General features: G+C 59.5%; 18 protein-coding genes. 5 read left to right on the top strand and 13 right to left on the bottom strand.

Annotation, left to right across the window (positions count from 1 at the left end; all coding sequences use genetic code 11):
- Positions 1-14: 14 nt before the first annotated feature.
- Both J4E00_RS30015 and J4E00_RS12605 read right to left on the bottom strand, forming a co-directional pair.
- A complete protein-coding gene (locus tag J4E00_RS30015; RefSeq protein WP_208175527.1) occupies positions 15-767 on the bottom strand; it encodes a LytR/AlgR family response regulator transcription factor in 753 nt (250 codons plus the stop codon).
- 139 nt (positions 768-906) lie between these two features.
- Positions 907-1,449 (bottom strand): DUF4126 family protein, encoded by a 543-nt coding sequence (locus tag J4E00_RS12605; protein ID WP_208175526.1) that lies wholly within the window; start codon positions 1,447-1,449, stop codon positions 907-909.
- 131 nt (positions 1,450-1,580) lie between these two features.
- Here J4E00_RS12605 and J4E00_RS12600 point away from each other — a divergent pair, with 131 nt between their 5' ends.
- The 4 genes from J4E00_RS12600 (at position 1,581) to J4E00_RS12585 (ending at position 12,752) form a co-directional block, all read left to right on the top strand.
- Entirely contained in the window at positions 1,581-3,188 is a 1,608-nt protein-coding gene (locus J4E00_RS12600) for an L-tyrosine/L-tryptophan isonitrile synthase family protein (protein WP_208175525.1), read from the top strand.
- Between the two features lie 233 nt (positions 3,189-3,421).
- Complete coding sequence (locus J4E00_RS12595) at positions 3,422-5,176, top strand: TauD/TfdA family dioxygenase (protein ID WP_208175524.1); 1,755 nt, start codon at positions 3,422-3,424, stop codon at positions 5,174-5,176.
- A gap of 136 nt (positions 5,177-5,312) precedes the next feature.
- Complete coding sequence (locus J4E00_RS12590) at positions 5,313-6,461, top strand: NAD(P)/FAD-dependent oxidoreductase (RefSeq protein WP_208175523.1); 1,149 nt, start codon at positions 5,313-5,315, stop codon at positions 6,459-6,461.
- A gap of 468 nt (positions 6,462-6,929) precedes the next feature.
- Complete coding sequence (locus J4E00_RS12585) at positions 6,930-12,752, top strand: FimV family protein (RefSeq protein WP_208175522.1); 5,823 nt, start codon at positions 6,930-6,932, stop codon at positions 12,750-12,752.
- Positions 12,753-12,907: 155 nt separating this feature from the next.
- Here the strand turns inward: J4E00_RS12585 and J4E00_RS12580 are convergent, their stop codons facing one another.
- From J4E00_RS12580 to J4E00_RS12540, 9 genes are all read right to left on the bottom strand, one after another.
- Positions 12,908-13,288 (bottom strand): hypothetical protein, encoded by a 381-nt coding sequence (locus J4E00_RS12580; RefSeq protein WP_208175521.1) that lies wholly within the window; start codon positions 13,286-13,288, stop codon positions 12,908-12,910.
- 238 nt (positions 13,289-13,526) lie between these two features.
- Positions 13,527-14,219 (bottom strand): carboxypeptidase-like regulatory domain-containing protein, encoded by a 693-nt coding sequence (locus J4E00_RS12575; protein ID WP_208175520.1) that lies wholly within the window; start codon positions 14,217-14,219, stop codon positions 13,527-13,529.
- A gap of 62 nt (positions 14,220-14,281) precedes the next feature.
- A complete protein-coding gene (locus tag J4E00_RS12570) occupies positions 14,282-14,746 on the bottom strand; it encodes a hypothetical protein (RefSeq protein ID WP_208175519.1) in 465 nt (154 codons plus the stop codon).
- Between the two features lie 102 nt (positions 14,747-14,848).
- Positions 14,849-15,229, bottom strand: coding sequence for a hypothetical protein (locus J4E00_RS12565; RefSeq protein WP_208175518.1), 381 nt, complete (start codon positions 15,227-15,229; stop codon positions 14,849-14,851).
- A gap of 52 nt (positions 15,230-15,281) precedes the next feature.
- Positions 15,282-15,734 carry a hypothetical protein gene (locus tag J4E00_RS12560; protein WP_208175517.1) on the bottom strand — a complete coding sequence of 151 codons (453 nt, stop codon included), beginning with the start codon at positions 15,732-15,734 and terminating at the stop codon, positions 15,282-15,284.
- 267 nt (positions 15,735-16,001) lie between these two features.
- Positions 16,002-16,295: a BLUF domain-containing protein gene (locus J4E00_RS30275; protein ID WP_208175516.1), complete on the bottom strand. Its 294-nt coding sequence runs from the start codon at positions 16,293-16,295 to the stop codon at positions 16,002-16,004.
- Between the two features lie 36 nt (positions 16,296-16,331).
- Positions 16,332-17,030, bottom strand: coding sequence for a Crp/Fnr family transcriptional regulator (locus tag J4E00_RS12550; protein ID WP_208175515.1), 699 nt, complete (start codon positions 17,028-17,030; stop codon positions 16,332-16,334).
- A 197-nt stretch (positions 17,031-17,227) separates the two neighbouring features.
- On the bottom strand, positions 17,228-18,886 hold the full coding sequence (odhB, locus tag J4E00_RS12545) for a 2-oxoglutarate dehydrogenase complex dihydrolipoyllysine-residue succinyltransferase (RefSeq protein WP_208175514.1): 1,659 nt from the start codon (positions 18,884-18,886) through the stop codon (positions 17,228-17,230).
- A gap of 52 nt (positions 18,887-18,938) precedes the next feature.
- Positions 18,939-21,941, bottom strand: a complete 3,003-nt coding sequence (locus J4E00_RS12540; protein ID WP_208175513.1) for a 2-oxoglutarate dehydrogenase E1 component — start codon at positions 21,939-21,941, stop codon at positions 18,939-18,941.
- Between the two features lie 442 nt (positions 21,942-22,383).
- On the opposite strand from J4E00_RS12540, the gene J4E00_RS12535 reads away from it, so the two are divergent.
- Positions 22,384-22,914 carry a hypothetical protein gene (locus tag J4E00_RS12535; RefSeq protein ID WP_208175512.1) on the top strand — a complete coding sequence of 177 codons (531 nt, stop codon included), beginning with the start codon at positions 22,384-22,386 and terminating at the stop codon, positions 22,912-22,914.
- Between the two features lie 96 nt (positions 22,915-23,010).
- Here the strand turns inward: J4E00_RS12535 and J4E00_RS12530 are convergent, their stop codons facing one another.
- Both J4E00_RS12530 and J4E00_RS12525 read right to left on the bottom strand, forming a co-directional pair.
- Positions 23,011-24,201 (bottom strand): L-dopachrome tautomerase-related protein, encoded by a 1,191-nt coding sequence (locus J4E00_RS12530; protein WP_208175511.1) that lies wholly within the window; start codon positions 24,199-24,201, stop codon positions 23,011-23,013.
- A 120-nt stretch (positions 24,202-24,321) separates the two neighbouring features.
- Positions 24,322-25,047: an SHOCT domain-containing protein gene (locus tag J4E00_RS12525; protein WP_208175510.1), complete on the bottom strand. Its 726-nt coding sequence runs from the start codon at positions 25,045-25,047 to the stop codon at positions 24,322-24,324.
- Positions 25,048-25,061 lie beyond the last annotated feature (14 nt).

Below are 25,061 nucleotides of genomic sequence, written 5' to 3'. Positions count from 1 at the left end.
TTAAACGAGCCTGCCTACAGCGCCCGCAGCCGCTGGGTGAACTCCTCCTGATACGGCCGGCTCACCGGCACCTCGTGCTGGCCCAGCTTCAGCATATTATCCGCCATGGCCTCTACGCGGTGCAGGTTGACGATGTAGGAACGGTGCACGCGCACAAAATGCCGGAACGGCAGCCGCTCCTCAATGCTCTTGAGCGTGCCGCCCACAATATGCTTCTGCTTGTCGGTGACCAGCAGCACATAGGTGGACAGGGCCTCGATATAGAGCACGTCCTCGAAGTTTATGCGCAGCAGCTTGCCGTTGGTTTTCACGAACATATCGGTACCAGTAGCCGAAATATCACTCGGCATGTCGCTGCTGGATGGAGCCGGCGGCTCCGGCGCAACGGGCGCGGGTGCGGTGCGGTACTTCTCGGTCACGCGGGCAATGGCCTGGCAAAAGCGGGCGTAGCCCACGGGCTTCACCAGGTAATCGAGCACGCGCAATTCGAAGGCATCGACGGCGAAAGAGGCGTGCGTGGTGACCAGGATAACGGCCGGTTTGGGCTCGGGTAGCAGCTGCACTAGCTCTAGGCCGCTGATGTGGGGCATTTCGATGTCGAGCAGCACCACATCGGCCGGGTTGCCAGCGTTGAAATAAGCCAGCGCTTCGACTGCATCGGGGAAGGACGCGGCCAGCGTGAGCTGGTCGTGGCGCTGCACCGAGCGTTCCAGCGTCAGGCGGTTGATTTCGTTGTCGTCGATGATGACGCAGGCAAGCGGAGACACGGCGGTAGGGGCTTAGGAACGGAAACAGAACATATCCCTCGAATTTCCAATTCAGCGCACTAAATGGTGCAATGAAAAGTTGTTCGAGCGGCCGAATTGGAAATTCGGGGTACACGTTCCGGATACAAGTTCGGCTAACTTACAAAGCCCGGCCGACAGGAGCCGACTTTTGTGCCCGCAGCAGGGCCGTGCCACCCGCCACCACGGTGGCATCCTCGCCTACTCCCACCAGCGCAACGGGCACCCCCGACTGCTTGCTGATGCCCGTGCGCAACGCATAGCTCACGAAAGTAGCTGCCACCGCCGCCACTCCGCCCAACAAACCGCCACCAATGGCGCTGCCGTGGCGCGACCGGTACCAGGCCGCCCCCACCAGCGCCCCCGAGAGTAGCCGGCCCAGCAGCACCGGCGGGTCGGTACGGTTGGGCGCGTTGGGCAATTTGTCACCCACCATTTCACCGGCGGCCAGCACTTTCAGCAGGCCCGCCGTGAAGGGCTTTTGTAAAAACCGCAGCCGCGAGCCAGCCAGGCCGCTATGGGGCTGCTTCGATAAGTAATGACTTAGGAAGGCCGGAGCACTCATGCTGCGCATGCCGGCGAGGGTGGCAAAACCCATCACGGGCCAGAATTTGGCGGGGCGGTGCTTCGCCGCTTTGCGGGGCTTGGGAGGAGTCTGTTTCATAAGGCAAGCATGGTGGAAATGAGCTAACGCAGCCCGCGAAATAGAGTTGAACAGATAGCGCCCCGATGGCGGGCCGAACCTACCTTTATTGTAGGGCCAGCCCACTGGCCGCGCCGCCCATTTTTTGCCAAATGACTGCCAATCCCGCACTTCCCCCTTCCACCCTTTCGGCCCGCCGTGGCCTGCTCGACACCGGCCTGCGCCTCTTCGAAGAACAGGGCTTTTCCACTGTTAGCCTCGCCGATATTGCAACCGCCGCCAACCAGCCACTAGCGGAGCTGTACCGGCATTTTGGCGCGAAAAGCGACTTCGTGCTGGGCCTCTACCAGCGCATCCACGACGAGCTGGAAGCCCGCGTGCCCGACTTGCCTGCCGGGCCACTGGCGCTACGCTTTCAGGCCCTGGTGCAGCTGAAGCTGGAATTACTGGCTCCGCACCAGCGCACGTTGCGTTCCCAAATGGCCGCTTTGCTCGATGCTGATACCCCCACCGGCGTGCTCAGCGCCGAAACCGAAAGCATTCGGCTACGCGGGCTGGCGCTGTTTAAAATAGCAGTGCGCGGCGCTACCGACGCACCGGCCGAAACGCTGGCTACACAACTGGCGCACACGCTGTACGCGGCGCATTGGGGCGTGCTGGGGTTGCGCCTGCTCGACCGCTCCGCCGGCGGCGAGGCCACCCGCGACCTGCTCGAAATGCTGAGCGCCGGCCTGGCCCTGGCCACTCCGCAGCTCGATTCGCTGCTAGGCCCGCTGCTGCTGGGGCAGGTAGGCGCGGCCGTGGGCCAGTTTATGCAGTTGAGCCCGGAGGTAGATTTTGACGTGGCGCGGCGCGTGGCCAAGCTGGTGCTGCTGCACCGCAAGGTGCTGGGACCCGAGTGCGCCGTTGTGCCCTGCGAGCAGTGCCTGGCGCTGCACCTGCCCAAGCTGCACTACTTTATCAGTCAGGGTTTGCCGGTGCATTTCATTCTGCCGGCGTTTCCGGCCAAGTCGCCCAACCGGCAAAAAGTGCTGGGCTCATTGCCCGATTTGGGCGAGGAAATTGCCTTGAACTTCCTGCAAAGCCTGTGCGAAGACATCCGGCAGGTGTACGCGCCGGGCGCCCGCATCAGCATCTGCGCCGATGGCCGCGTGTTTGCCGATTTGGTGCGGGTGAGCGATGAAGATGTATCGGCCTACAACGACGCGCTGAAGCAGCAGCTGGCCCGGCTCGGCACCCGCGACCTGGACATTGTCAACCTCGAAGACCTACTCGAAACCGAATCCTTCGACGCGGCCCGGGCCTGGATTACGGCCGAATTTGCCGAGCCGCTGGCCGAGCTGCAAGCCCGCGTGCGCGACACCGACCATCACCGTGCTATGTTCAACGGCATCCATCGCTTCGTGTCGGAAGACGGCATGGCCTTGGAACCCGAAAAGAGCAAAAGCCGCGTGAAGGAGGAAAGCAAGGCTGTGGCCTACGAGATAATCCGCCGCAGCAACGCCTGGACGCGCCTGCTGGCCCAGGAATTCCCGCACGCGCTGCGCCTGAGCATCCACCCCCAGCACCCGCACTCCGACAAAATCGGCCTCCGCATGACCCGTGCCGTAGACGACTGGCTCACGCCTTGGCACGGCGTGGTGCTCCTGCGCGACAACGACTACCTGCTCATGAAGCGCCAGCAGGCCGAGGAGTTGGGCGCAGAACTGGTAGCGCTGGATGGCCGGCCCAGCCACTTCGTAATGGGGCCGAATTCTTAACCAATTAGGCAGGATTATTTGCTGCTCCTGCTGCCGGGGTACTGCACCTTTGCCTAACGTCAAACCTCACGAGCCCCTGCGGGGCGGGCCCCTCTCCAAAAGAGAGGGAAGCCTGACGCAAGCGCATTACCGGGCCCCCTCTCCGCGGGAGAGGGGGTGAGGTTTAACGTGAGAACGAAGCGGCAGAGACAGTTCGGCTATGCTTCTTTCTCCCTTTACCTACTCTTCCAACTATGTCCACCTATACCCTCGAACCCCAAACCCCTTTCGGCCTCATCATCCGGGCCAGCCAGTCGGGCCACACCATTGCCGGCTTCGGGCGTGAGCAGATTGAAGGCTGGGTGCGCGAGCACCGCATTCTGATTTTTCGGGGGTTCGAGCTGTTCGACAAGACGGAGTTTGCCCTGTATGCGCAGCAGCTGGGCGAGCCGCTCCAGTGGCCTTTCGGGGCCATCAACGAGCTGAAAGTAAAAGTTGACGCCAAGAATTACCTCTACACCCCTAGCGCCGTGCCGCTGCATTGGGACGGCGCGTTCGTGGGTAAAATCCCCTACCTCATCTTCTTCCAGTGCCTGAAAGCACCGCGCGCCGAGGACCGGGGCGGCACTACCTTCGCCGATACGGCCCGCACGCTGGTCCGCGCCACGCCGGAGCAGCGCCAGCGCTGGGAGCAGGCCACGCTGCGCTACCGCACCGAAAAAATTGTGCACTACGGCGGCACCATCACCCAGCGCCTCACCCAGGCCCACCCCGTCACGGGTGAGGCCACGTTGCGCTTCGCCGAGCCTGTGCACGACCTCAACCCCGTGAGCGTGGAAGTGCTGGATGCCACGCCCGCAGCCCAGGCCGACCTGATTCGGGAGCTACAAACGGCCCTCTACGCGCCGGAAGTTTTCTACACCCACACCTGGCAGGACAACGACATCGTGCTGGCCGACAACCACGTGCTCCTGCACGGCCGCGACGCCTTCCTGAACCCCAATGAGCGCCATATCCAACGCATCAACCTGCTGGCGCGGCCGGCACACGGTGGGCTGCGGCGGTTTCTGAAGAACAGCAAAATCCTGCGCCGCCCCGAGTTTTTACCGGCCGAGATTCCGATTTTCTTTATTCCCATCCTGCTTAGCGCTGAAGACGCCCGCTTCCTTAAAAAGCCCGAGCTGTACGTGGGCCTGGCCGGTTTGTACCTGCTGTTCAACTTCGGCGATATGGTGAATACCTACGCCGACCGCCGCGTGGATGCCGTGTACAAAAGCCACCTTTCCAACGCCATTTTCGAGCTCGGCGACATGGGCGTGCGCTGGCAGATGCGGGCTTCGGTGGCCGGTACCGTCCTCATCAGCATCTGGCTGACGCGGCATACCGGCCGCTGGCAATTTGTGCCGCTCACGGTCATTGGCTGGGCGCTGGGGTTCCAGTACTCGTGGCAGCCGCTGCATCTCAAGTCGCAGGGTGTGTGGCAGCTAGCGGCGCTGTGGGCTGTCATTTTCTTCGGGCCGATGGCGTATTCGAGCAGCCTGGTCACGCGCTTTCCTAAGCCGGCGGTGCTCACCCTGGCCGCTGCCTACGGCATCATGCAAGTGGCCGTGCTCATGCTCAACAACGCCGAGGACTACACCGAGGACCGCGCCGCCGGCCTGCACACGGCCATTGTGGCGCTGGGCCTGCACCGCAGCATGCGCGTGGCGCAGCTGCTGACGGGTGGCGCGGGCCTGCTGGCGCTGGGCAGCTTTGCCTACTTGTTCAAAGCCGACAAGCTGCCCAAAGCCGCCTACCTCGCCTTGCTCCCGCTGGCCGGGGCCGTCGCCTACATTACCCAAGGTTACGAAACCGTCAACCGGAAAATTGCTGATAAGGACGAGGTGGACGCCACGGCCATCATCAAAGAAAACGGCCGACTGATACCCAAGTGGCTCATGGCTACGGCTTATACCAGCCTACTGGCGGCCGGGGTGCTGTTTGGGGCCCGCGTGCTGCGGAAGCGGTAGCGGCGCGACCTTTTGCGCCTCACCGTTGAACAACCATGACCTCGTCCTTCGCAAGCTTAGGATGACAGGCGCGCAGACTAAACAACATCAGCAACGAGGAGACGCGAAGTGTCGCTTCTCTACATCACCCTTACTTATGTCAACTTCTGATGATGTTATTTACGACTGCGCCATCATCGGCGGGGGCGTGGCGGGGCTTACGCTGGCCGTGCAGCTGGCGCAATCGGGGCGGCGGGTGGTACTGTTTGAGAAGGAGACTTATCCGTTTCACCGGGTTTGCGGCGAGTACATTTCGATGGAAAACTACGATTTCCTGTGCCGCATCGGGGTGCCACTGGCCGAGATGGAGTTGCCGCGCATGACGCGCTTCACCGTTTCCTCGCCGAGCGGGGTGGCCCTGCACCATTCGCTGGACATCGGCGGGCTGGGCATTACCCGCTACGTGCTCGATGAGCTGCTGGCCCGGCTGGCAGCCCGACACGGGGCGACCATTTTGGAAGGCACCCGGGTGACGGATGTGGTGTTTGCCGATGACCAATTTAGCCTCACCACGGCCAATGGAGGCACATATCGGGCCCGCCTTGCCTGCGGCGCCTGGGGAAAGCACGCCAACCTCGACAGCAAGCTGGAGCGGCCTTTCGTGGAAGCCAGCCGCAAGGAGCGCCAGTTCGTAGCCGTGAAGCGGCATTTGGAAGGGGTCGATTTCCCGGAGGCAATGGTGGAGATGCACAACTTTAAGGACGGCTACTGCGGGCTCTCGCCGGTGCTGGGCGGCCTCACCAATTGCAGCTACATTTCCGATGTGCGCAACCTGCGCGCCCACGGCAACAGCATTGCCGAAATGGAGCGCCAGGTGCTGATGCAAAACCCGCTGTTGCGCCCCTACCTCGAAGCGGCCCACCGCCAGGCCACGCCGCCCATCGTCATCTCCCAAATCACGTTTCGTGAGCGTTCCACCGTCGATGCCCACGTGCTGATGCTGGGGGACGCGGCCGGCACCATTGCCCCACTGGCCGGCAATGGCATGAGCATGGGCATGAACGCCAGCTTCCTGCTCCACGGCCTGCTGCTGGAGTTTTTGGAGGGCCGCATCAGCCGCACCGAGCTGGAGCAACACTACACCCGCACCTGGCGCGGCCTGCTGAGCTTGCGCATCACAGCAGGCCGGCTTTTTCACCAGGTATTCGGGATGCCCTGGCTCACCACGACCGGTATTCAGGTGCTAAAGCGGCTGCCCTTCATGACTAACGTGCTGCTGAAGCTGACGCACGGGCGGGCATATTGAGCGTGTGGCCTGCGCACCCATAATCCAGCGCTTTTTCAAGGCCCGTGGAGGATGGGCCAAGCCGCGCCAACCTGCAAAGAGGATGTAGTGCGGGCCATCACTACCCCTATCCCAAAGCAGAGCTTCGGCTACTGAGGGTGGTTAAGAAAAAAAAGTAAGGCCCCTCAGTAAGCATTGAGGGGCCTTACTTTTTTTTCTTAACCACCCTCAGCGCATATTGCAAAGCCCTCTGCTCTCATCCATTTAGGGGGTCTGGAGCCTGATATTCCCCGCCCGCACAATTACGACTACAAGCCCGCATCCAGCCGGACAATCTGCCGCAAGAGCTATTGTCAATAATTCCTCACCAAATCACTACCTTTCCCGCCCCACCGACCCCGCACTAGCCTGCGGTCCGGCACCGTCAGTTACGCCAATCCTAGGTTACCCTTCGATTTCGCGGCCTTTACTCACTTCTGACTTTTGCTTATGGACGGTCTGGTGGTTGTTATTATTCTTGCTATTGTGGTCCTTGTCAGGAACTGGGGCCTCCCCGGCCGCCTGACTGACCTGCAAAAGGAGCTGGCCCAACGCCTCGCTGACCAGAAAAAGCTCCAAGAAGAGCTCCAGCATCTTCGCGAACAGGTGGCCCAGCTGCGCGAAGCCGCACCCAGTCGCCCGCTAGCCGAGCCGGTGGTAGTACCCAAGCCGACGGCACCACCCGTAGCGGTTCCGCTGGCCCGACCAGTCACCCCCGCGCCACCTGTGGAAGCACCCGTAGCGCGCACCGCCAGCCCCGCACCGCCCAGCCCGCCAGCGGCTCAACCCGAGCCAACAGCCCCGCAGCCCGTTGCGGCCCCAACCCCGCCGGTTACCCCACTACCCGCACCCGAGCCCAAACCGGCGCCAGCTCCCCTACCCGCACCCAAGCCAGAACTGGCACCGCTGCCCAAGCCACCAGCGCCAGAACCCGTTTCACTACCCGAGCTTTCCGCCCCGGAACCCGAACCTGCTTCACTGCCCAAGCTGCCACTACCTGAACCCGAACCGGCTCCACTGCCCATTGCCGCTTCCATTGCTGTAGAGAAGCCGGTGGAGCAGCCCGCTTCATCCGCGCCGCCAGCGCCTGTGCTGCCCCCTACTGTTGCGCCGGCTCCAACACCTCGGCCGGTGCCTTTGCCCAAGCCGGAGCCCGCTCCGCTGCCTTTAGCAGCCGCTGTTGCGGTTGCGCCACCCGTCGCCCAGCCGCCCATTGTGCCGCCGGTTGCGCCGCCCCCGCCGGCCCCACCCCGCCGCCCGCCACCACCGCCCGTGCCCACTGGCCCCAGCTGGTGGGAGCGCGCCTCTACCATTTTACTCGAAAACTGGACCGGTATTCTCGGGGCGGTGGTGCTGGTGACGGGTGTGGGCTTTCTCGGAATCTATGCGACCCTGCGCATGGCGCCGCCGTTCCGTTTCTTGATGATTTGTGCATTCTCGGCCGGGCTGCTGGGGGCGCGGTTTGCGCTACGCAATAAGGAATTTGCCCGGCAGCTGAATGGCTGGCTGCTGAGCAGTGCGGCGGCCATTTTCCTGTTTGCCTGCGTGGGGTCGGTAAGCATTGCGGGGCTGCGCTGGGTCACGCCACCGTTCGATTACTTGCTGCTGTTGGCCGGCGTGAGTGCCAACCTATGGCTGGCCTGGCGCTCGAGCCGCCAAGAAGTGTCCACGCTGCACGGCGTATTGAGCCTGGTGGCGCTGGCGGTGCTGCCGCCCACAGCCCTCACATTGGCAGCGGCGGCGGGCGTCACGGCGTTTAGCATTGCCATCACTTACCGGCAGCAGTGGAAATACCAATTGCTGCTTAGCATCGTCAGCTTCTTCGCGTTTCACCTGTATTGGCACCAGGAGCTGGCTGCTATTTCGAGCACGCTGCGCCTTGTGGCCATGGGCCTGGTACTGCTGGTGGGCGTGGCCGCCGCAGTGGTGCAATACCGCCGCGTATACGCCAAGCGCACGTTTGAGCCGCTGCTGTTTGCCGCGCACCTGCTGAACTGGACCTGTCTCGGCATCAACCTGTACCTGTACAGCACGGGCTCCATCTGGAAAACGATTCCACTAGCGGCAGGTGCCCTGCTCACGTTCTGGGCCGGCCGCAAGGCCAAGCAGTTGGGCATTGGCTGGCTGTTCCAGACTGATACCATCATTTCGCTGATGCTGGCGCTGGCCACCGCGTTTTCGCTGCAAGGCTGGCATGCTACCAACTCGGTCATCCTGCTGTTCATGCTGCTCGAATCGTTGCTGGTGGCCCTGATTATGGCCCGGCAAAGCGAGGCCTTGGTGTACCGCGTGGCCATGAGCGGGGCCGGACTGGCCGCAACGGGCCTGCTCCTGCTGGCCGGCAGCAAGCTCAACCTCAGCCCACCGCACAGCCTTTACCGCGATGCTTTCGTGCTGGCCCTGGCCGGTTGGGCAGGCCTCGCCTTCGTACGGTTCATCTTCAAGCAGCCCCTCCTCAACCTGCCTGCTTCGCCGACGCCCAGGCGCAATGCGTCGCCCGAAACGTCGCACCGCAACCTGCTGAGCACTTTTGCTGGGGTGGCCGGTCTGCTGCAAGCGGGGGCGGGCATCCTGCTGGCGCGGGTGCTGTTTGCTTGGGCGGGGGCCCCGGTTGGCTTGCTGATTGGGGCAGTGCTCGGCTTGGCCGGTGCTGCGCTGGGCATAGCCGCGTGGCTGCGCACCGATAACCGGATACCCGAGTGGATACGCCAGCAACAGTTGCTGTTGGCGCAATTCTTCGCGCTGCTGGCGGTGTTTGGGCTGCACGAAACGGGCCTGAGCTGGCCCGTGCTGCTGGGCCTGCTCTACGCCGAAAACCTGGTAGTTGCCCTGGTAGCGGGCCGCTGGCGCGAAACCCTGCTCTACCAAACGGCCCTGGCCGGTGCTTCCCTAGCCGGCGCGAGCCTGCTGCTGGTTGCGGCCGGCAAGGCCAGTGCCGGCCTCCCACCAGAACTCTACCGCGATGCACTGGTGCTGGCCCTGGCCGGCTGGGCAGGAATTCTGTTCACACGGCTGGCACTCCGACAGCTCCTGGCCCGCGCCCTTGCTAATTCTACTGAAGCGGAACAGAACTCAAATGGCCCTCGCGCTGCTGAAGGCACCTGGCTGGGCGGCCTCGCCGGACTGGCTGGGTTGCTGCAAGTCGGTGCCGGGCTACTGCTGGCCCGCGTGGTTTTTGGCTGGCAGGATGTCCCGGTCTGGCTGCTCCTCGCGGCGCTGCTGTCCCTTGCGGGGGCCGCGCTTGGCCTAGCCGCGTGGCTTCGCACGAGTACGTACGTTCCGGCCTGGGTGCGCCAGCAGCAGCTGATACTCGGCCAATTCTTCATCGCGTTAGCCGTACTTGGCTTGCACGAAACGGGCCTCAATTGGCCTGTGGTGCTGGGCCTGCTCTACGCCGAAAACCTGGCCGCGGCCCTGCTCTCGACCCGGCAGCGCGAACCGCTACTATACCGTCTCACCCTGACGAGTGCCTACCTAACGGGCGCAACGGTGCTTTTGGCAACAACCGGCAAAATGGCTGATATCGCGCCAGCCCTGCTCTATCGCGATGCCTGCGTGCTGGCCCTGACCGGCTGGCTCGGCATCGCCTTTGTTCGGGTTGCCCATGCGCAACTAACCCTTCTTATTGCCGATGACGCTTCCCAAAGCCCACAATCCACCAGTGGCTTCGTGTTTAATGATGGCAGCTGGCTGAGTGGCTTTGCTGGTCTGGCCGGGCTGCTGCAAGTGGGTGCGGGCCTGCTGCTGGTCCGGGCAATCTTTGCCTGGGAGCACGTGCCCGTAGCATTGCTGATTGGGGCCTTGCTGGGGCTGGCCGGGGCAGCACTGGTACTAGCCGGCTGGCTGCGTACGAGCCCGCTCGTGCCGGCCTGGGTGCGCCAGCAACAGCTGGTTCTGGCCCAGTTCTTCACCGTATTGGCAGTACTCGGAATGCATGAGCTGCACCTGAGCTGGCCAATTGTGCTGGGCCTGCTTTACTTTGAAAACCTAGCCGTAGCATTGCTTACCGCCCGGCGGCGCGAGCTATTGCTCTACCACATTGCCCTGACGGGCGCGTACGCAACGGGCGCCGGGCTACTCCTTTTAGCGGCCAATGCCATGAGCAACAGCCAGCCGCCGGTGCTCTACCGCGACGCCCTGATATTGGCCCTGACGGGCTGGGCAGGCATTATTTTCGTGCAACTGGCCCACCGGCAACTGTTACGACCCACCAGCAACCAGCAAAACATTGACCCCGAAATCAGCAGCACCGACCGCGACTTGCTGAGTGGTTTTGCCGCCTTGGGCGGGTTGCTGCAAGTTGGCACCGGAGCGCTGGTAGCGTGCGTGGTTTTTGGTTGGCAACATGCGCCCGTGGGTTGGCTGCTCCTTGCGTTGGTAGCGCTGGCTGGCATTGCGCTGAGCCTGGCGGGCTGGGTACGGGCCCAGGGCTATTCGCCTAGCTGGGTGCGGCGGCAGCAACTGGTGCTGGGGCAGTTTTTCGCGGTCCTGGCCGTGCTGGGCTTGCACGAAATGGGACTGACGTGGCCCGCCGTTTTCCTCATTCTCTACGCCGAAAACCTGCTGGCAGCCCTGCTCCTCAATGGCCGCAACGAGGAAACCCTGCTACACGTCCAAACCTACCTGCTGCTGGTACTAGCAACCTTGCTCCCCTTCCTGGTCCGGTATGCCACCCCTGAAACCCTGGGCCTGGTATCACGCGCTGCGCTGCTAGCGGGCGGCGCCCTGCTCACGGTCGCCTACCAGCTCCGACACTACTTCCTTCCAAAAGCCGACGAGGAGTTTTCCGTTATCCGGTTCAGCACTACGCTCCAGTTGCCAGCTTTGGGGCTGGAAACCGGCTGGCTGCTGCTCAACGCCGGGGCCTTGGTGTATGAGCAGTCCTGGGCGGCCTGGGTCATGGTGGGGCTGCTCGGCAGCCAGCTGCTCCTTCGGCAACGGCTAACGGTGCCAGGACTGTGGGCCGGGTTGGTGCTGGCGGGCGTGGGCTACATCGGGCTGCAATGGAGCCACGTTTTAGCGCCTCCCCCTGGTCAGCATTTCAGCCCCGGCTACGTCCTGTTCTACATATTGCCCACAGTAGCCCTGCCAGTAGCCGCCCTCGGCACATCGTGGTGGGCAGCAGCCAACCGCTACCTCCGCTGGCCGTGGCTGTACTTGCTGGCGCTGCACCTGGTAGTGGCCCTGATGGCAGCTGTGCCCAAAGGCCACATTGCCTACCTGATGCTGGGCCTGCTGACACTGGCCGTAGCAGCCTTCGCAGCGGCCCAAATCTGGCGGCGCATCCTGCCCAACGAAGCCGCCGTGCAGCGCGCCGGCACCCCCGACCGCTTCCTGCTACACGTAGCCTACTGGCTGCTGGCCTGCAGCGTGGCCACCCACCTGTGGCTTATCACCCTGAACGAAACTTTCTTCGGCCAACCGGCTGAATACTTTACGGCCGCCGCGCTTTTTGCCGCACTGTCCGCCTTCACCTTGTCGCCACCTCCGGCCACTGCGCCGGTTTACAACTCCTGGCGCATCCTGCACCCGTGGCTTCCCGAAGCCACGCTGCTGTTTGGCACGGCCACGCTGTGGCACAACATCCGCACGCCGTGGTTGCCGCTGGTATGGATATTGGCAGCCTTGGCCCTGAGCTATTCAGCTGCCCGAATTCCGATTCGCCTGCGGCGGCTGGGTGTGTACGGGCGCCTGTATTACTGGCTGGCAGCTGGCACTACCTGCGTAGCCAGCTTGCTATACATCTCACCCGCACAGCTCCTCAGCCCCGAATGGTGGGAAGTTGCCGCGGCCGTCACCCTGCTTTTCGGCTACGTGGGCATGGCCCTGCAAGCCGGCACCGCTCCCTACGCCGGCCTCTCCCCTGCCTGGGATGCCCTGGCCCGCCCGCCCCGCCGCGTCCTCGAAGCCTGGCTGCTCTACCCCGCTTTCCTGGCCCTGGCCCTGCTGCTCATCCAGTCCTTCGACCGCTCGGTGCTCACCGTGCTGCTGATGGTGGAAGTGGTGGTGGTGTTCAGCACCAGCCTGCTCCTGCGGCGGCAGGACCTGCGCTACCTCTCGCTCACGGGCATGCTGGCCTGCCTGGTCCGCTTGGTGTTCTTCGACCTCAGCCAGAGCGGCACCGTCACGCGGGCCGTTGTTTTCATTCTCATGGGCCTGCTGCTGCTGGGCATGAATGCCCTTTACGCCCGCTTCAAATCCCGTTTCACCCCCGATGAAGAACCGAATAGAGTCTCCGATGAGGAAGACATTGCCCCGGAGCCAACTGGTTAAGAATCCACGGCTTGGAAATATAGGATTGAGCACACTCCTGTATTTCTAAACCCTGCTGCGGAAACACAAGAAAGCCCGTCCATTCAATTGGACGGGCTTTCTTGTGTTTGCAAAAGCCAGCTACCGCGCAGCGCGCAGGCAGCCTAGTAATTGGGTTAGTTAATTTCATCAACGTGGGCGCGCAGCACCTCCCGGGCGATAGCCAGGTTGGTTTCGCGCGAGTTCACCACCAGATAGATGAACTTGTTGCCGTTGGGGGTCAGCTTTAGCAGGTGCAGTTGGGTGGTGAGTGTGATGAGGATGTCCTCAATGGTCTCATTCTGCAGCTTGAGCGCCGTCATGGCTTTTTGCTTCTGCCGCACCACTTCGGTGTTGTAGGCGGCGGCCGTCTCGGGGTTGATGTTGGGCGAATTGCTGTGCGACGCCAGGGCCATGCCCGAGATTACGTCCACTACGGCCACCGCCATCAGACCTGGCAAATCACTAATAATAGCATCAACTATCTTACCTGCAGCAGTATTCTTGGAATAGGCCATATCGGCTGGGGAGGGAGAATGGGATAAAGAAGACTCTTTGAGCTTATTCGCCACGTGCTTACGGTAGGTCCTCGCTTTCACTTAGATAACACGGATAGGCAACTATAAAACAATGATTTAGAGCGCAGTTCGTACTTAGCAATAAATAGCAAGTAGCTGACTGAACCATGCTGCGCAATTGGCGAATGGCGACGTCTTGCTACTTGCTACTAAATACTCGCTGCTGAATGCTAGCCATTTAGAAGAACAGCCAGTGCTTACGCTTCTCGGCACGGGGCTGCAGCTTCACGCCTTGCTGGGCAGCGGCGCTGGCTTTCACATCCTGGTCGTGGTAGCCAGCGTAGCCGTACTGCAACGTGGCCGTGGCAGCTTCGGCGGCGGGCACACGCAGAGTGTAGGTGCCAGTAGCATCAGTGCTGGCGCCAAAGTGCGTGCCTTTACGCATTACGGTGGCTCCCACCAGAGGCGCGCCGGCTTCGTTCAAAATACGGCCCGAAACGGTTACCATACGCGTGACGCTGGCCTCGGCAGCAGCGGCGCTCGCCGTTTCCAGCGAAGTCATTTCGGGCATGCTAACTGGCATGGCAGGCATGTTGTGCGAGGGCAAACGAGTGCCGGCCATCGACACGCCGGCAATCAGGGCGGCCATGCCAACCATCGAGAAGGCGCGGCGACGGAAACGCTGGGGCTGCTCACGAATGAACATCATCTGCTTCTGCATCCAGGTCGTGGGACGGGCATCCTCGGCCTCCTGGGTGGTCATTTCGTGCCAGCGGGTCACGGTGCTGTGGGCTTGGGTGGCATCTTTGCGCAGATATGCTTCCACGGCACGGGCCGAGGTGCGCGCCAGGTCGCCACGCAGATAGGCATCGCGGTATACCGGCAATAGTTCGCCAGTTTGGGGGTCGAAGGGGGTAGCGGTGAGTTTCATGGTTTTTGAGAAAAAAGAGTGAAAGTGTATTTGTGGTCTAACCGGCTAGCCACCAGCCTAAACTACTCCAGCACTAAAGGTTCTAATAGTTGAATGCCACTGCGCATCACGGCGCGGGCAATGCCCAGATTCGTATCGCGGCTGTCTACGGCGAGGTACACAAACCGCAGCCCACTGGGCGTCAAATGCAATAAATGCAGTTGCGAGGGCAGCGTGAATAACATCTCTTCCAGCTGCTCATCAGCTGATTGCTGTGCCGCCAGCGAGGCCCGCACCTGCCGCACTGCTTCGGCGTTGAAGCCTGCTACGGTTGCGGGGCGCAGCCCACGGTCGGTAGTGTAGGTGGCCAGCGGCTTGCCAGTGGCTACATCCACTACAGCGGCCATTAACAAATCGGGCAGTTCATCCAACAAGTGCCGGATGGTTTGCTCGGTATTGATACCTTCCGGGCCATTTGTGGTTAGCTCGACTTCGTTTGGAACCGGCCCGGCCAGGCGCTGTAGCTGCTTGAGAAAGGGAATATTCATAGGGCACGGGCAATACTTCCCGGCTCGAGCCCGCTACGCCAGAATGCAGCAGCCGGTCCGATGTGGCAGTGCGACGGCCTAACCGTCAATGTTGTTCAATACTTAGTTGAGCTGGTCGGCGGTGGCGCGCAGCACCTCCCGGGCAATAGCCAGGTTGGTTTCGCGCGAGTTCACCACCAGATAGATGAACTTGTTGCCGTTGGGGGTCAGCTTTAGCAGGTGCAGTTGGGTGGTGAGTGTGATGAGGATGTCCTCAATGGTCTCATTCTGCAGCTTGAGCGCCGTCATGGCTTTTTGCTTCTGCCGCACCACTTCGGTGTTGTAGGCGGCGGCCGTCTCGGGGTTGATGTTGGGCGAATTGGTATGCGACGCCAGGGCCATGCCCGAGGTTACGTCCACTACGGCCACGGCCATTAGGCCCGGCAAGTCGTTCAGAATGTCTTGTATTACTTTGCCGGCGGGGGAATTTGTGGAGTAAGCCATGCGTGGGATGTGTAAAAATGGAGAATAAGAATGGGTTATCAGAATGAATTGGTCAGGCAATAATTGATTTGAGTACTTCGCGAGCTAGGGCCAGGCTGGTGTCTTGTGCTTTCACCACCAAGTAGCCAAACCACTGTCCGTTTTTAGCCAGCCGAATCAGATGCAACTGCTTGCGAAAGGGTATCAGAATATCTTCGAGTCGTTCGCCACGCATGGCAAATTCTTTCATCACTAATGATTGCCGGCGTACTACTTCTGCGTTTTGAGCAGCTGCCACGGTTGGGTTGATTCCCCGCGTACCAGCGTAAGCCAAGCAGGTGCCAGTGGCTACTTCCACTATTGCGATGGTCTGCAACTTCGGGAAATGCGTCGTTGCCTTTTTTATTATTTTTTCAATTTCGGCCGTTTCAATTCCAGTTGAATCATGTGCTGGGCTGCCAAAACGTATTCTTGTAGGTATAGCTGTTTTTGGAAGACTCTTATTGGCGAGAGAAGGATTAATCATGGATAATAAGCTCAAGTCTAATTCAGCTCATTTATCTCATTATCCAAGCGCTTGCATCGATTTCGAGAGCTTATTTAGTAAGACAAAGCTCTACGGTTATCGCGCATTAAAAAATGATATTCGTCACTTTTTTGAATGATTAATATCATAGAATGCACCTATTTATCACTAAGAAATTATATAACTTTTCCAATAAAGCTTATCCGCTCATTATATGCCGCTAGAACTGTAGGCAACTGGTTGCGCCAAGCCTTGACACCATGCCATTTATGAGCGGTAAGCCATAGTCCAGGAAGCAAATTTGCGATGGTTTAGAGGCGCATCTTCCAGCATTTGCATATTGGTATGGCGAGGGTCGCACAAAATTTTGTCGTATAATATTCGGATGGTAGCTTCTTCGCCTTCTAGCACTTGCACGAATTGCCCATCACGATACAGGAGCATTCCGCTAATCTGGTTTGCCGCGTTAAAGGCCCGGGCCTTGACCAGCATTGCTCGCATATCCTCTTCGGCGATGGGCGCCACTATCGTGCTCTGATAGCGTAGGCTGTGGAGTGACATAAAGTGCTTTGGCGTAATAGTGGCAGCTTAAACTTACTATGCCGCAATACGGCTGAGACGGTCCGCCTTTAGGATGGTAACTTGGCTACCGCGAGTGGCGATAATGCCTTCTTCCTTGAATTCGGATAACAACCGGGTAGCCGTTTCCTTGGCCGTGCCTACCAGCGACGCCAAATCCTCGCGCGAAATGCCAATGACAAAGGGTTGCGGTTCATCTTCTTTGCGGAATGTGTGGTAGAGCATCAACAAGGCCTCGGCCAGCCGCTCGCGAACGGGCTTGTAGGCGAGGTGGAGCATCTGTACTTCCGCTTCGCCCAGGGCCTTGGCCATCATCTGCATCAACGACACCGAAAACTGCAGATTGGACTGCCACACCCGGAAGAAATCGGCCCGCGGAATAAAGCACACAATGCAGTCCTCCAAAGCCACCGCCGAGCTTGAATACTGCGTCTCGGTCAGCACGGAGCGAAAACCCAGCATATCGCCTCCTTTCGCCAATCGAATAATCTGTTCCTTGCCGTCGCTGCTGGCTTTGCTAATCTTTATTTTCCCTTGGTTGACACAATGCAACCCCAAGGCTGGGTTGCCTTCAAAAAAGATGCGTTCTCCCTTCTGATAGCTCTGGGATACTTTGGCACTAGTGATAAAATCTAACTCTTCTAATTGGCAGCAGCCCATGAGTGGGCCCTTGCGGCTAGGGCAATTCTGGCAGACGGGGGTAATAAACTTTCCCATAGATAGCGGTGCTAAAATCATTACTTAGTCACATAGGCGTCAAAGATACTACTTCGTTTAATAATTCAATTACTATTTTATTTTTCGACCGGCAAAAATATGTTTTTATCGCCTAAATAGGCCTGTATGTCGTCCAAAAATGAAAAAGCCCAATTCCCGATTTGGGAACTGGGCTTATAAAAATCCTAAAACAGGAATTACACTCCTAATAGCAGACGCGTGGGGTCTTCGAGCAATTCCTTTACCCGCACCAAGAAGCTGACCGACTCACGACCGTCAATAATGCGGTGGTCATAGCTTAGAGCGAGGTACATCATCGGACGAATAACCACCTGCCCGTTCTCGGCGATGGGGCGCTGAATGATGTTGTGCATGCCCAGAATAGCCGACTGTGGTGCATTGATGATAGGCGTGCTGAGCATAGAGCCGAATACGCCGCCATTGGTGATGGTGAACGTACCACCGCTCATTTGCTCGATGGTCAGCTTGTTGTCGCGGGCTAATGTGGCGAGGCGCACCACTTCCTTCTCAATGCCGTCGAAGGACAGCTGCTCGGCGTTGCGAATGACGGGCACAACCAGTCCTTTCGGAGCCGATACGGCGATGCTGATGTCGCAGAAGTCAGAGTACAGAATTTCGCCGTTGTCAATCTGCGCATTCACGGCGGGCCATTCTTTCAGGGCAACGCACACCGCTTTGGTGAAGAAGGACATAAAGCCCAAGCCCACGCCATTCTTCTCCTTAAACTTGTCTTTGAACTTGTTGCGCAGGTCCATGATGGGCTGCATGTTCACCTCATTAAAGGTGGTGAGCATGGCTGTCTCGTTCTTCACGGACACCAAGCGACGGGCCACCGTCTTGCGCAGGTTGCTCATGCGTTCGCGGCGCACTTCGCGGCTACCTCCGGCTGGTGCCGGATTGCTGGTGACTGGTGCCTGCGTAGTTGGAGCAGGTACGGCCGCAGCCGGCGCGGGGGCGGCGGGTTTGGCTTGTGCATTCTGCGCGTCTTCTTTGGTGATGCGACCATCGCGGCCGGTACCGGCAACATCGGCAGCCGCAATGCCTTTCTCCCCGAGGATTTTGCCAGCAGCCGGCGACGGCACGCCCGTGGCATATGTAGCGGCACCGCTGGCAGCCGGCTGGGCCAGGGCCGCAGTGGGAGCTGCAGCAGCTGGTGCTGTAGCGGCGGGGGCGGCGGGAGCACCGCCACTGGTTACACCACCTTCAATGCGGGCGATAGTCGCACCGATGCTGATGGTTTCGCCTTCTTTCACGGCGTGACGCAGGGTGCCGGCGGCTTCAGCCGGCAGCTCAAACGTGGCCTTGTCCGACTCCAGCTCGGCAATCACTTCGTCGCGCTCTACCTGGGCACCGTCGGGCTTCAGCCACTTGGCCACCGTCACTTCCGTGATGGACTCGCCTACGGCCGGGATTTTCATCTCCGTTGTGCCACCAGTGGCAGGCGCAGCGGGAGCCGCAGGTGCGGCGCCGCCTTCCGGCGTGCCGCCATAACCGGCTTGGTCGCTGGCTTTGGGGTTTTCCTCTCCTTTATTAATGGGGTCGGCAGTGGGGTCGCTGGCGGGGGCGGCGGCCGGAGTGGGCGCGGCTGGTGTGCCAGCCGCGGCACCATCGAGTTCAGCAATGGTGGTGCCAATGCCGATGGTTTCGCCCTCCGCTACGCGAATTTTCAGGATACCATCGGCTTCGGCCGGCAGCTCAAACGTGGCTTTGTCGGACTCCAGTTCGGCAATTACTTCGTCGCGTTTTACGGCCTCGCCGTCTTTCTTGAGCCACTTGGCAATGGTGACTTCGGTGATGGATTCGCCAACGGCGGGAATTTTGATTTCGAGGGCCATGTGCAGGCGTTTGGGATTAGTCAGTGTAAGTAAGAAGTGTCGGGCAGGGAAATTAGTCAGTCACCTTTTTGTCAGCAGCCACCACTACTTCCTTGATGTTGGCATCGGCTATGGCTTCCTTGGGCTTGTCGAAGGCGCGAGCTACAAGCTCTTTTTGCTCCTTCACATGGATTTTGTTGTAACCCGTGGCTGGCGAAGCCGAGGGTTTGCGTGCAATCACGTCTTCCAGGTCGCGGCGCATGAAGCGAAGCATGTAGTTCCAATAGCCCATGTTTTCGGGCTCTTCCTGTACCCAATAGATTTTGGCTTTACTGTACTTAGCCAGTTCGGCATCGAGCTGCTTTTTGGGGAAGGGGTGTAGTTGCTCTAGGCGTACGATGGCCACGTCGGTACGGTTGGAAGTGCGCTGCTCCTCTAGCAGGTCGTAGTACACCTTGCCCGAGCACAGCAGTACGCGCTTCACCTTTTTAGCGTCGGCAAAGTCGTCGCCCAGCACTTCGCGGAAGCTGCCGCTGGTGAACTCTTCCACCGGCGATACAGCCAGCGGGTGGCGCAGCATCGACTTGGGCGACATCACCACCAGCGGCTTGCGGAAGCTCCAGGTGAGCTGACGGCGCAGGGCGTGGAAGAAGTTGGCTGGCGTGGTGATGTTGGCCACGATGATGTTGTTCTCGGCGGCGAGCTGCAGGAACCGCTCGGGGCGGGCATTGGAGTGCTCCGGGCCCTGGCCTTCGTAGCCGTGGGGCAGCAGCATCACTAAGCCGTTCATGCGCTGCCACTTGCTCTCGGAGCTCACCACAAACTGGTCAATCATGGTCTGGGCACCGTTGGCAAAGTCGCCGAACTGCGCTTCCCATACCACCAGGGCGGTGGGGTTGGCCATGCCGTAGCCAAATTCAAAACCCAGCACCGCGTACTCACTCAGCAGCGAGTTGAAGATGCTCAGCTTCTCGTTTTCGCCTTCGATGTTGTTTAGCGAGTTGTACGGGGCCGACGTTTCGGCATCGTGCAGTACCGCGTGGCGATGCGAGAACGTACCCCGCTGCACGTCCTGACCGCTTAAGCGCACAATATGCTTTTCGCTGAGCAGCGAGCCGTAGGCCAATAGTTCGCCAGCGGCCCAGTTCAACACGCGGGTGCCATCGTACTTTTTGGTGTAGTCCCGCATCCAGCCTTCGGGCATGCGCGACCAAGTACCGTAATTCTCGAAGAACATGTTCCGGCGTTCCTTCAACAGATTATCAATCTGCTTAATGGGCTTGAAGCCCTCCGGAATTGTGGTCAGTGCCTTGGCCACTTTCTCCACCGTCTCAGCCGAAATACCAGTTGCGGGCGACTGCTCGAAATCCTCGGGCGTGCTGCGCCGCAGACTGCGCCACTCGTTTTCCAGCGCCTGATACTTATAAGGAAGGGGTTTCTGTTTCACCATATCCAAGCGGGCCTGGAGGGTGTCGCGGAATTCCTTGTCCATCTGGTTGGCCAGCTCGGCATCCACGTCGCCGCGGCTAACCAGCATGGTGTTGTACACCTCGCGTGGGTTCTGATGCTTCGAGATAATGTTGTAGAGCGTGGGCTGCGTGAACTTGGGCTCATCCGACTCGTTGTGACCGTGGCGACGGTAGCACACCATATCAATGAAGATATCGGCGTGGAACTGCTGGCGGTATTCGGTGGCCAGCTGCACGGCAAATACCACGGCCTCAGGGTCGTCACCATTGACATGCACTACCGGTGCATCAATAATTTTGGCCAAATCCGTTGAGTAAATCGACGAGCGGGCGTCCTCGAAGTCAGTTGTGAAACCAACTTGGTTATTAATCACGAAGTGGATAGTGCCGCCTGTCTTATAGCCTTCCAGCTGCGACATCTGCGTTACCTCGTAGCCAATGCCCTGACCAGCCAAAGCAGCGTCGCCGTGGATGATAATGGGCAGAATCTGGTGGTAGTCGCCGCCGTACTGGTGCTCGATTTTAGCGCGCACGAAGCCTTCCACCACCGGATTCACCGCCTCCAGGTGGGAAGGGTTGGGAGCCAGTTTGAGGTTAACTTTCTGGCCACCGCTTGCTTCCACCTCCGAGCTGTAGCCCATGTGGTACTTCACGTCACCGTCACCCATGGTCAGGTCGGGCACAGCCGTACCTTCGAATTCGCTGAAAATCTGCTCATAGGTCTTGCCCATGATGTTGGCCAGCACGTTGAGCCGGCCGCGGTGGGCCATGCCAATCATCACTTCCTTCACACCCAGTTCCGCGCCCTTGCCAATAATGGCATCAAGGGCCGGAATGGTCGTTTCGCCGCCTTCGAGCGAGAAGCGTTTCTGCCCCAGAAATTTGGTATGCAGGAAGTTCTCAAAAACAACAGCCTCATTCAGCTTCTTCAGAATGCGCTTCTTGTACTCCACACCGGGGTTGAAGGCCAGCGAGTCATGCTCCACCTTGGCGCGGAACCAGTCCAGCACCTGCGGGTCGCGGATATACATGTACTCGAAGCCAATGGCGCCGGTGTAGATTTTTTCCAGTGCCGCCACAATGTCGCGTAGCTTAGCTTGCGCACCTAAGCCCAATACTTCACCGTTGAGGAACGGCGTATCCAAGTCAGCCTCGCTCAGGCCGAAATCGGCGAGGTCGAGGCGGGGCTGGCGGTCTTTGCGCTCACGTACCGGGTTGGTTTTGGCACGCAAGTGACCACGGCTGCGGTAAGCATGGATGAGGTTGCGCACGGCCGTTTCCTTATCGGAAGCAGGCTCGCCGCCAGCCACACCGGGTGCATTATTGGTCGAAGCAGCGGTGTTGAGTACGCCGTAATCGTTGGGCTGGGGCCGCGGGCCGGGGGCCGGGGCAGCTTTGGTGGTCCCAGCAGCATTGCCGTTGGTAGCACCGGTGCCGTTGGCACCGGGCACTACGGGTGCTCCTTCGGGAAACTGTTGCGAGAAATCAAACCCCTCAAAAAACTTGCGCCAGCCAAAATCCACCGATTCGGGATTTTGCTGGTAGGCCTGATAAAGGGTTTCGATGGCCGCCGCGTCGGCGTTGGCGATATACGAGTACGTGTCCATTTGGGAATTCAGCTTAGTAAGGTAGCGTAAAGGTAACTGTGTTATCAATCAGGAGGAAACCTAAATTCGGTTACACGAATTCAACTACCAACCAGCAATTTACAAACACTTTCAGGCTACAGTCCCCTGTGCTTGCGTGACCAATTTATTAAAAATTAGAAGGATGCCTTGCCTGTACTTCCATGACGCCGACGATGATATCCATCTTCGAGCGTGCCGGGAATGGTTGAAAAGTTTTTAGACAGCCAAAAAACGCGCGTTTTATATAAACTTTTTGCTATGTCATGGCTCAGTTGTCCATACAGGCATTTTGGAATTGGACATTTACTTTTCAACGAACTCATCTGGCTATCACAGCGTTACTAACCTCCTGTCCACTTTCCAATTGAGAGACAGGGCTTGTACCGCCGGGCGCTATGGCGGGTGTACGAATGCTTCATTGATGAATAATGTTAAACTGCTAACAGAAATCCTGATTGCCGCTATGGCCCTCGCCACGCCGCTTTTTAATTCCAAACCTGCCGCAAAAGCTACCGGTCTGACCGGATTTCTGGCGCCCCGACGGGCTGTGAAGCGGCTTCATTCCAAAACCAAAGCGCTGGTGAAGCGCAAACCCACCTATACCGTGACGGCTACTGCTTATCAGGCGGTGGCCAACCAGACAGATAACGAGCCCTTTATTACGGCCGACAATTCTCATATCAAGCCCCATTATGGGAGCAAAAAGCGCTGGATGGCTTTGTCGCGCGACTTGCTCAGGCCCTGGGGCGGGCCCTTTAACTTTGGGGATAAGGTGCGCGTCAGCGGCATTTCGCCCATACTGGACGGCGTGTACACGGTGCACGATACGATGAACCGCCGCCACCGCCACTGCATGGACGTGCTAACCCACGTGAGCGAGAAATTCGATATCTTCCAGAAGGGTGTTAAGATTCAGCTGGTTGAGCGCAAGAAAGAAATTGCAAGGCTATAGCTAGCGCCAGTTCATGCTACAGGTAAGATAAAAGCCCGTCATGCTTCACTCAGCATGATGGGCTTTTTGTTTCTATCAGGATATCCTATCGTGAATCTACTTTGGCAAAGCCATTTTGAAGATGCGGAACGGCGGCCGGGGCTGCCCTACGCCTTTGTTCCAGTTGGGCGTTTTGTGGATGGAAGAGTTGGTAACGTAGAGGTTGCCGTCCTGGGTCAGGCTATAGGTATCGGGCCATTGCAGACGGTCGTCCTGCACCAGGGTTTCGATTTTGCCGGCGGGCGTGCGACGCAACAACGCGCTTTGCTCGAAAGAGGTGAGGTACACGTTGTTGGCAGCATCAATTTCTAAGCCGTCGGTGCCGGGGATTTCACCTACCGTTTCGACCTGCTGGCCGAGTTGAGCTTCGGTTAGGGCGGGGTCGCGGAGAGCGGCGGTTTTGATGCGGTAGAGGGTGTGGCCGGTGAGCGGGCAGTAGTAGAGATAAGTATTGTCCGTGCTGAGCGCAATGCCGTCGGCATTGAACTGGGCAGGCTTGCCTTCAAGGTCAATCATGGGGTGCCCAGCGGCTTTAACAACCAAGCCTTTCACCGCTTTGGTGGATGGATGATTAGCCAGCAGGCGGCGCGATTTCAGCGTCTTCAGGTCCGTCACAACCAGCGCGCCCAAGCCTGATTCGGTCATGTAGGCGTAGTTGTTCTGGAGGTCGATGCGCACATCATTGAGGTAGGATTTGCGCGGGGCAACGCTTTCGGGAAAGGGAATGGTGAGCAGAACCTGACCGGTTTTGGGGTCGGTTTTGACCAGTTTGGGACCACCGGCTACGGTAAATTTCAGGCCGGGTGAGGCTGGGTCGAGTACCCATATCATGCCCGATTTATCGGCGAAGACGCTTTGTGGGCAAATCCAGTGCTTGAGTGGCTCGGATTTCACGGAGTCGTTCCACATGCACCAGCTTGCGTTGGGATAGGGCGTGAGGGTGCTGTTGGGCCCGACTTTGGCAATGGGAAACGAGGGGTTCCAGTCCCAGCGCGGAAAGCAGGCGAATACTTGGCCGCCGGGCGCCACGGCCACGCCCACCATTTGCGGGTCGTTGAATTCGGCCACCACTTGCAGGGGTGAATTGGCCGGCGCGGCGGGATTGGCGGTGTTGGTGGCCGACGAATCGGCAGAGGCAGCAGTAGTGGCCGAACCTTCTGACTTGCTGGTTGGCGAGGAGCAGGCTCCGAGCAGTAGCGTAGCAGCTAAAGCGGGCCAACCAATTGAAAGAGAACGTGAAACTGGCATGAGCAAGAATAGTGGAAAGGAAAAAGAAAACCCCAGCCGAAAGGACTGGGGTTTAGCATACGACCTTGAAGCCAGTACGTTGAGCTAAAAAACCGAAACCTCGGCCGTGATTGCAGCGTCTTATTGGCTAACAGCAGAATCGGTAGCGGCGGGGGCAGCGACAGAATCGGTGACAGCAGGAGCTGGCCGGGGCTGAATGACCGGGGCCGGGTGCGCTGGTGCCACGCGAATGGTTTCGGGCGTAGCGGTGACGGCGGGCAGTTGCTCGGCCTGGGGGCCAGTGTCGATGGTGGCGGCAACGGAGTCGGCGGCCGTCTGACTGGTGCTGGAAATGTGTTCCGATGGCGGCCGGTTGAGGGTGAGGTAGGCTACCACGGCCAGAAACACCAGCACCCCGCCGATGGACAGAATGAGTGCTAAGGGGTTGCGGGCTGGGGTTTCCTCCATGGGAGGAAACTCATCGCCGGTCCATTTTGGGTCGGGCTCAGTGGTTGGCACCGCAGTAGGGGCCCATGCCTCAGGCGCGACTGAGCGGGGCGTTTCGGGTGTAGCAACCGGCGCGCTGGGTGTGATGAGCGCTTCATCAGCAACATCCTCAAACATGGGCGAATGCGGCTCCTCAGCTGGCGCGGGCGGCAGTACGACTGGCGGCAGCACGACTGGTGGCACCACAGCCGGCATAGGCGCTACAGGTGTAACGGGCGCGGCAGGCGGCAGCGGGGCGCCGGGGTTCAGTACCAGGCGCTGCTTCAGGGCGTCAAACTCGGCGGGCGTAAGGGCACCGGCATCGAGCATCTCCTTGAGCTGGCGCAGGGTATCGAGGGGCGACGAAGGGTTGTTGTCCATGAACCAGAATACGG

The organism is Hymenobacter negativus, assembly GCF_017571495.1.
Lineage (GTDB): Bacteria > Bacteroidota > Bacteroidia > Cytophagales > Hymenobacteraceae > Hymenobacter > Hymenobacter negativus.
This window is presented reverse-complemented; position numbering and strand designations above follow the sequence as displayed.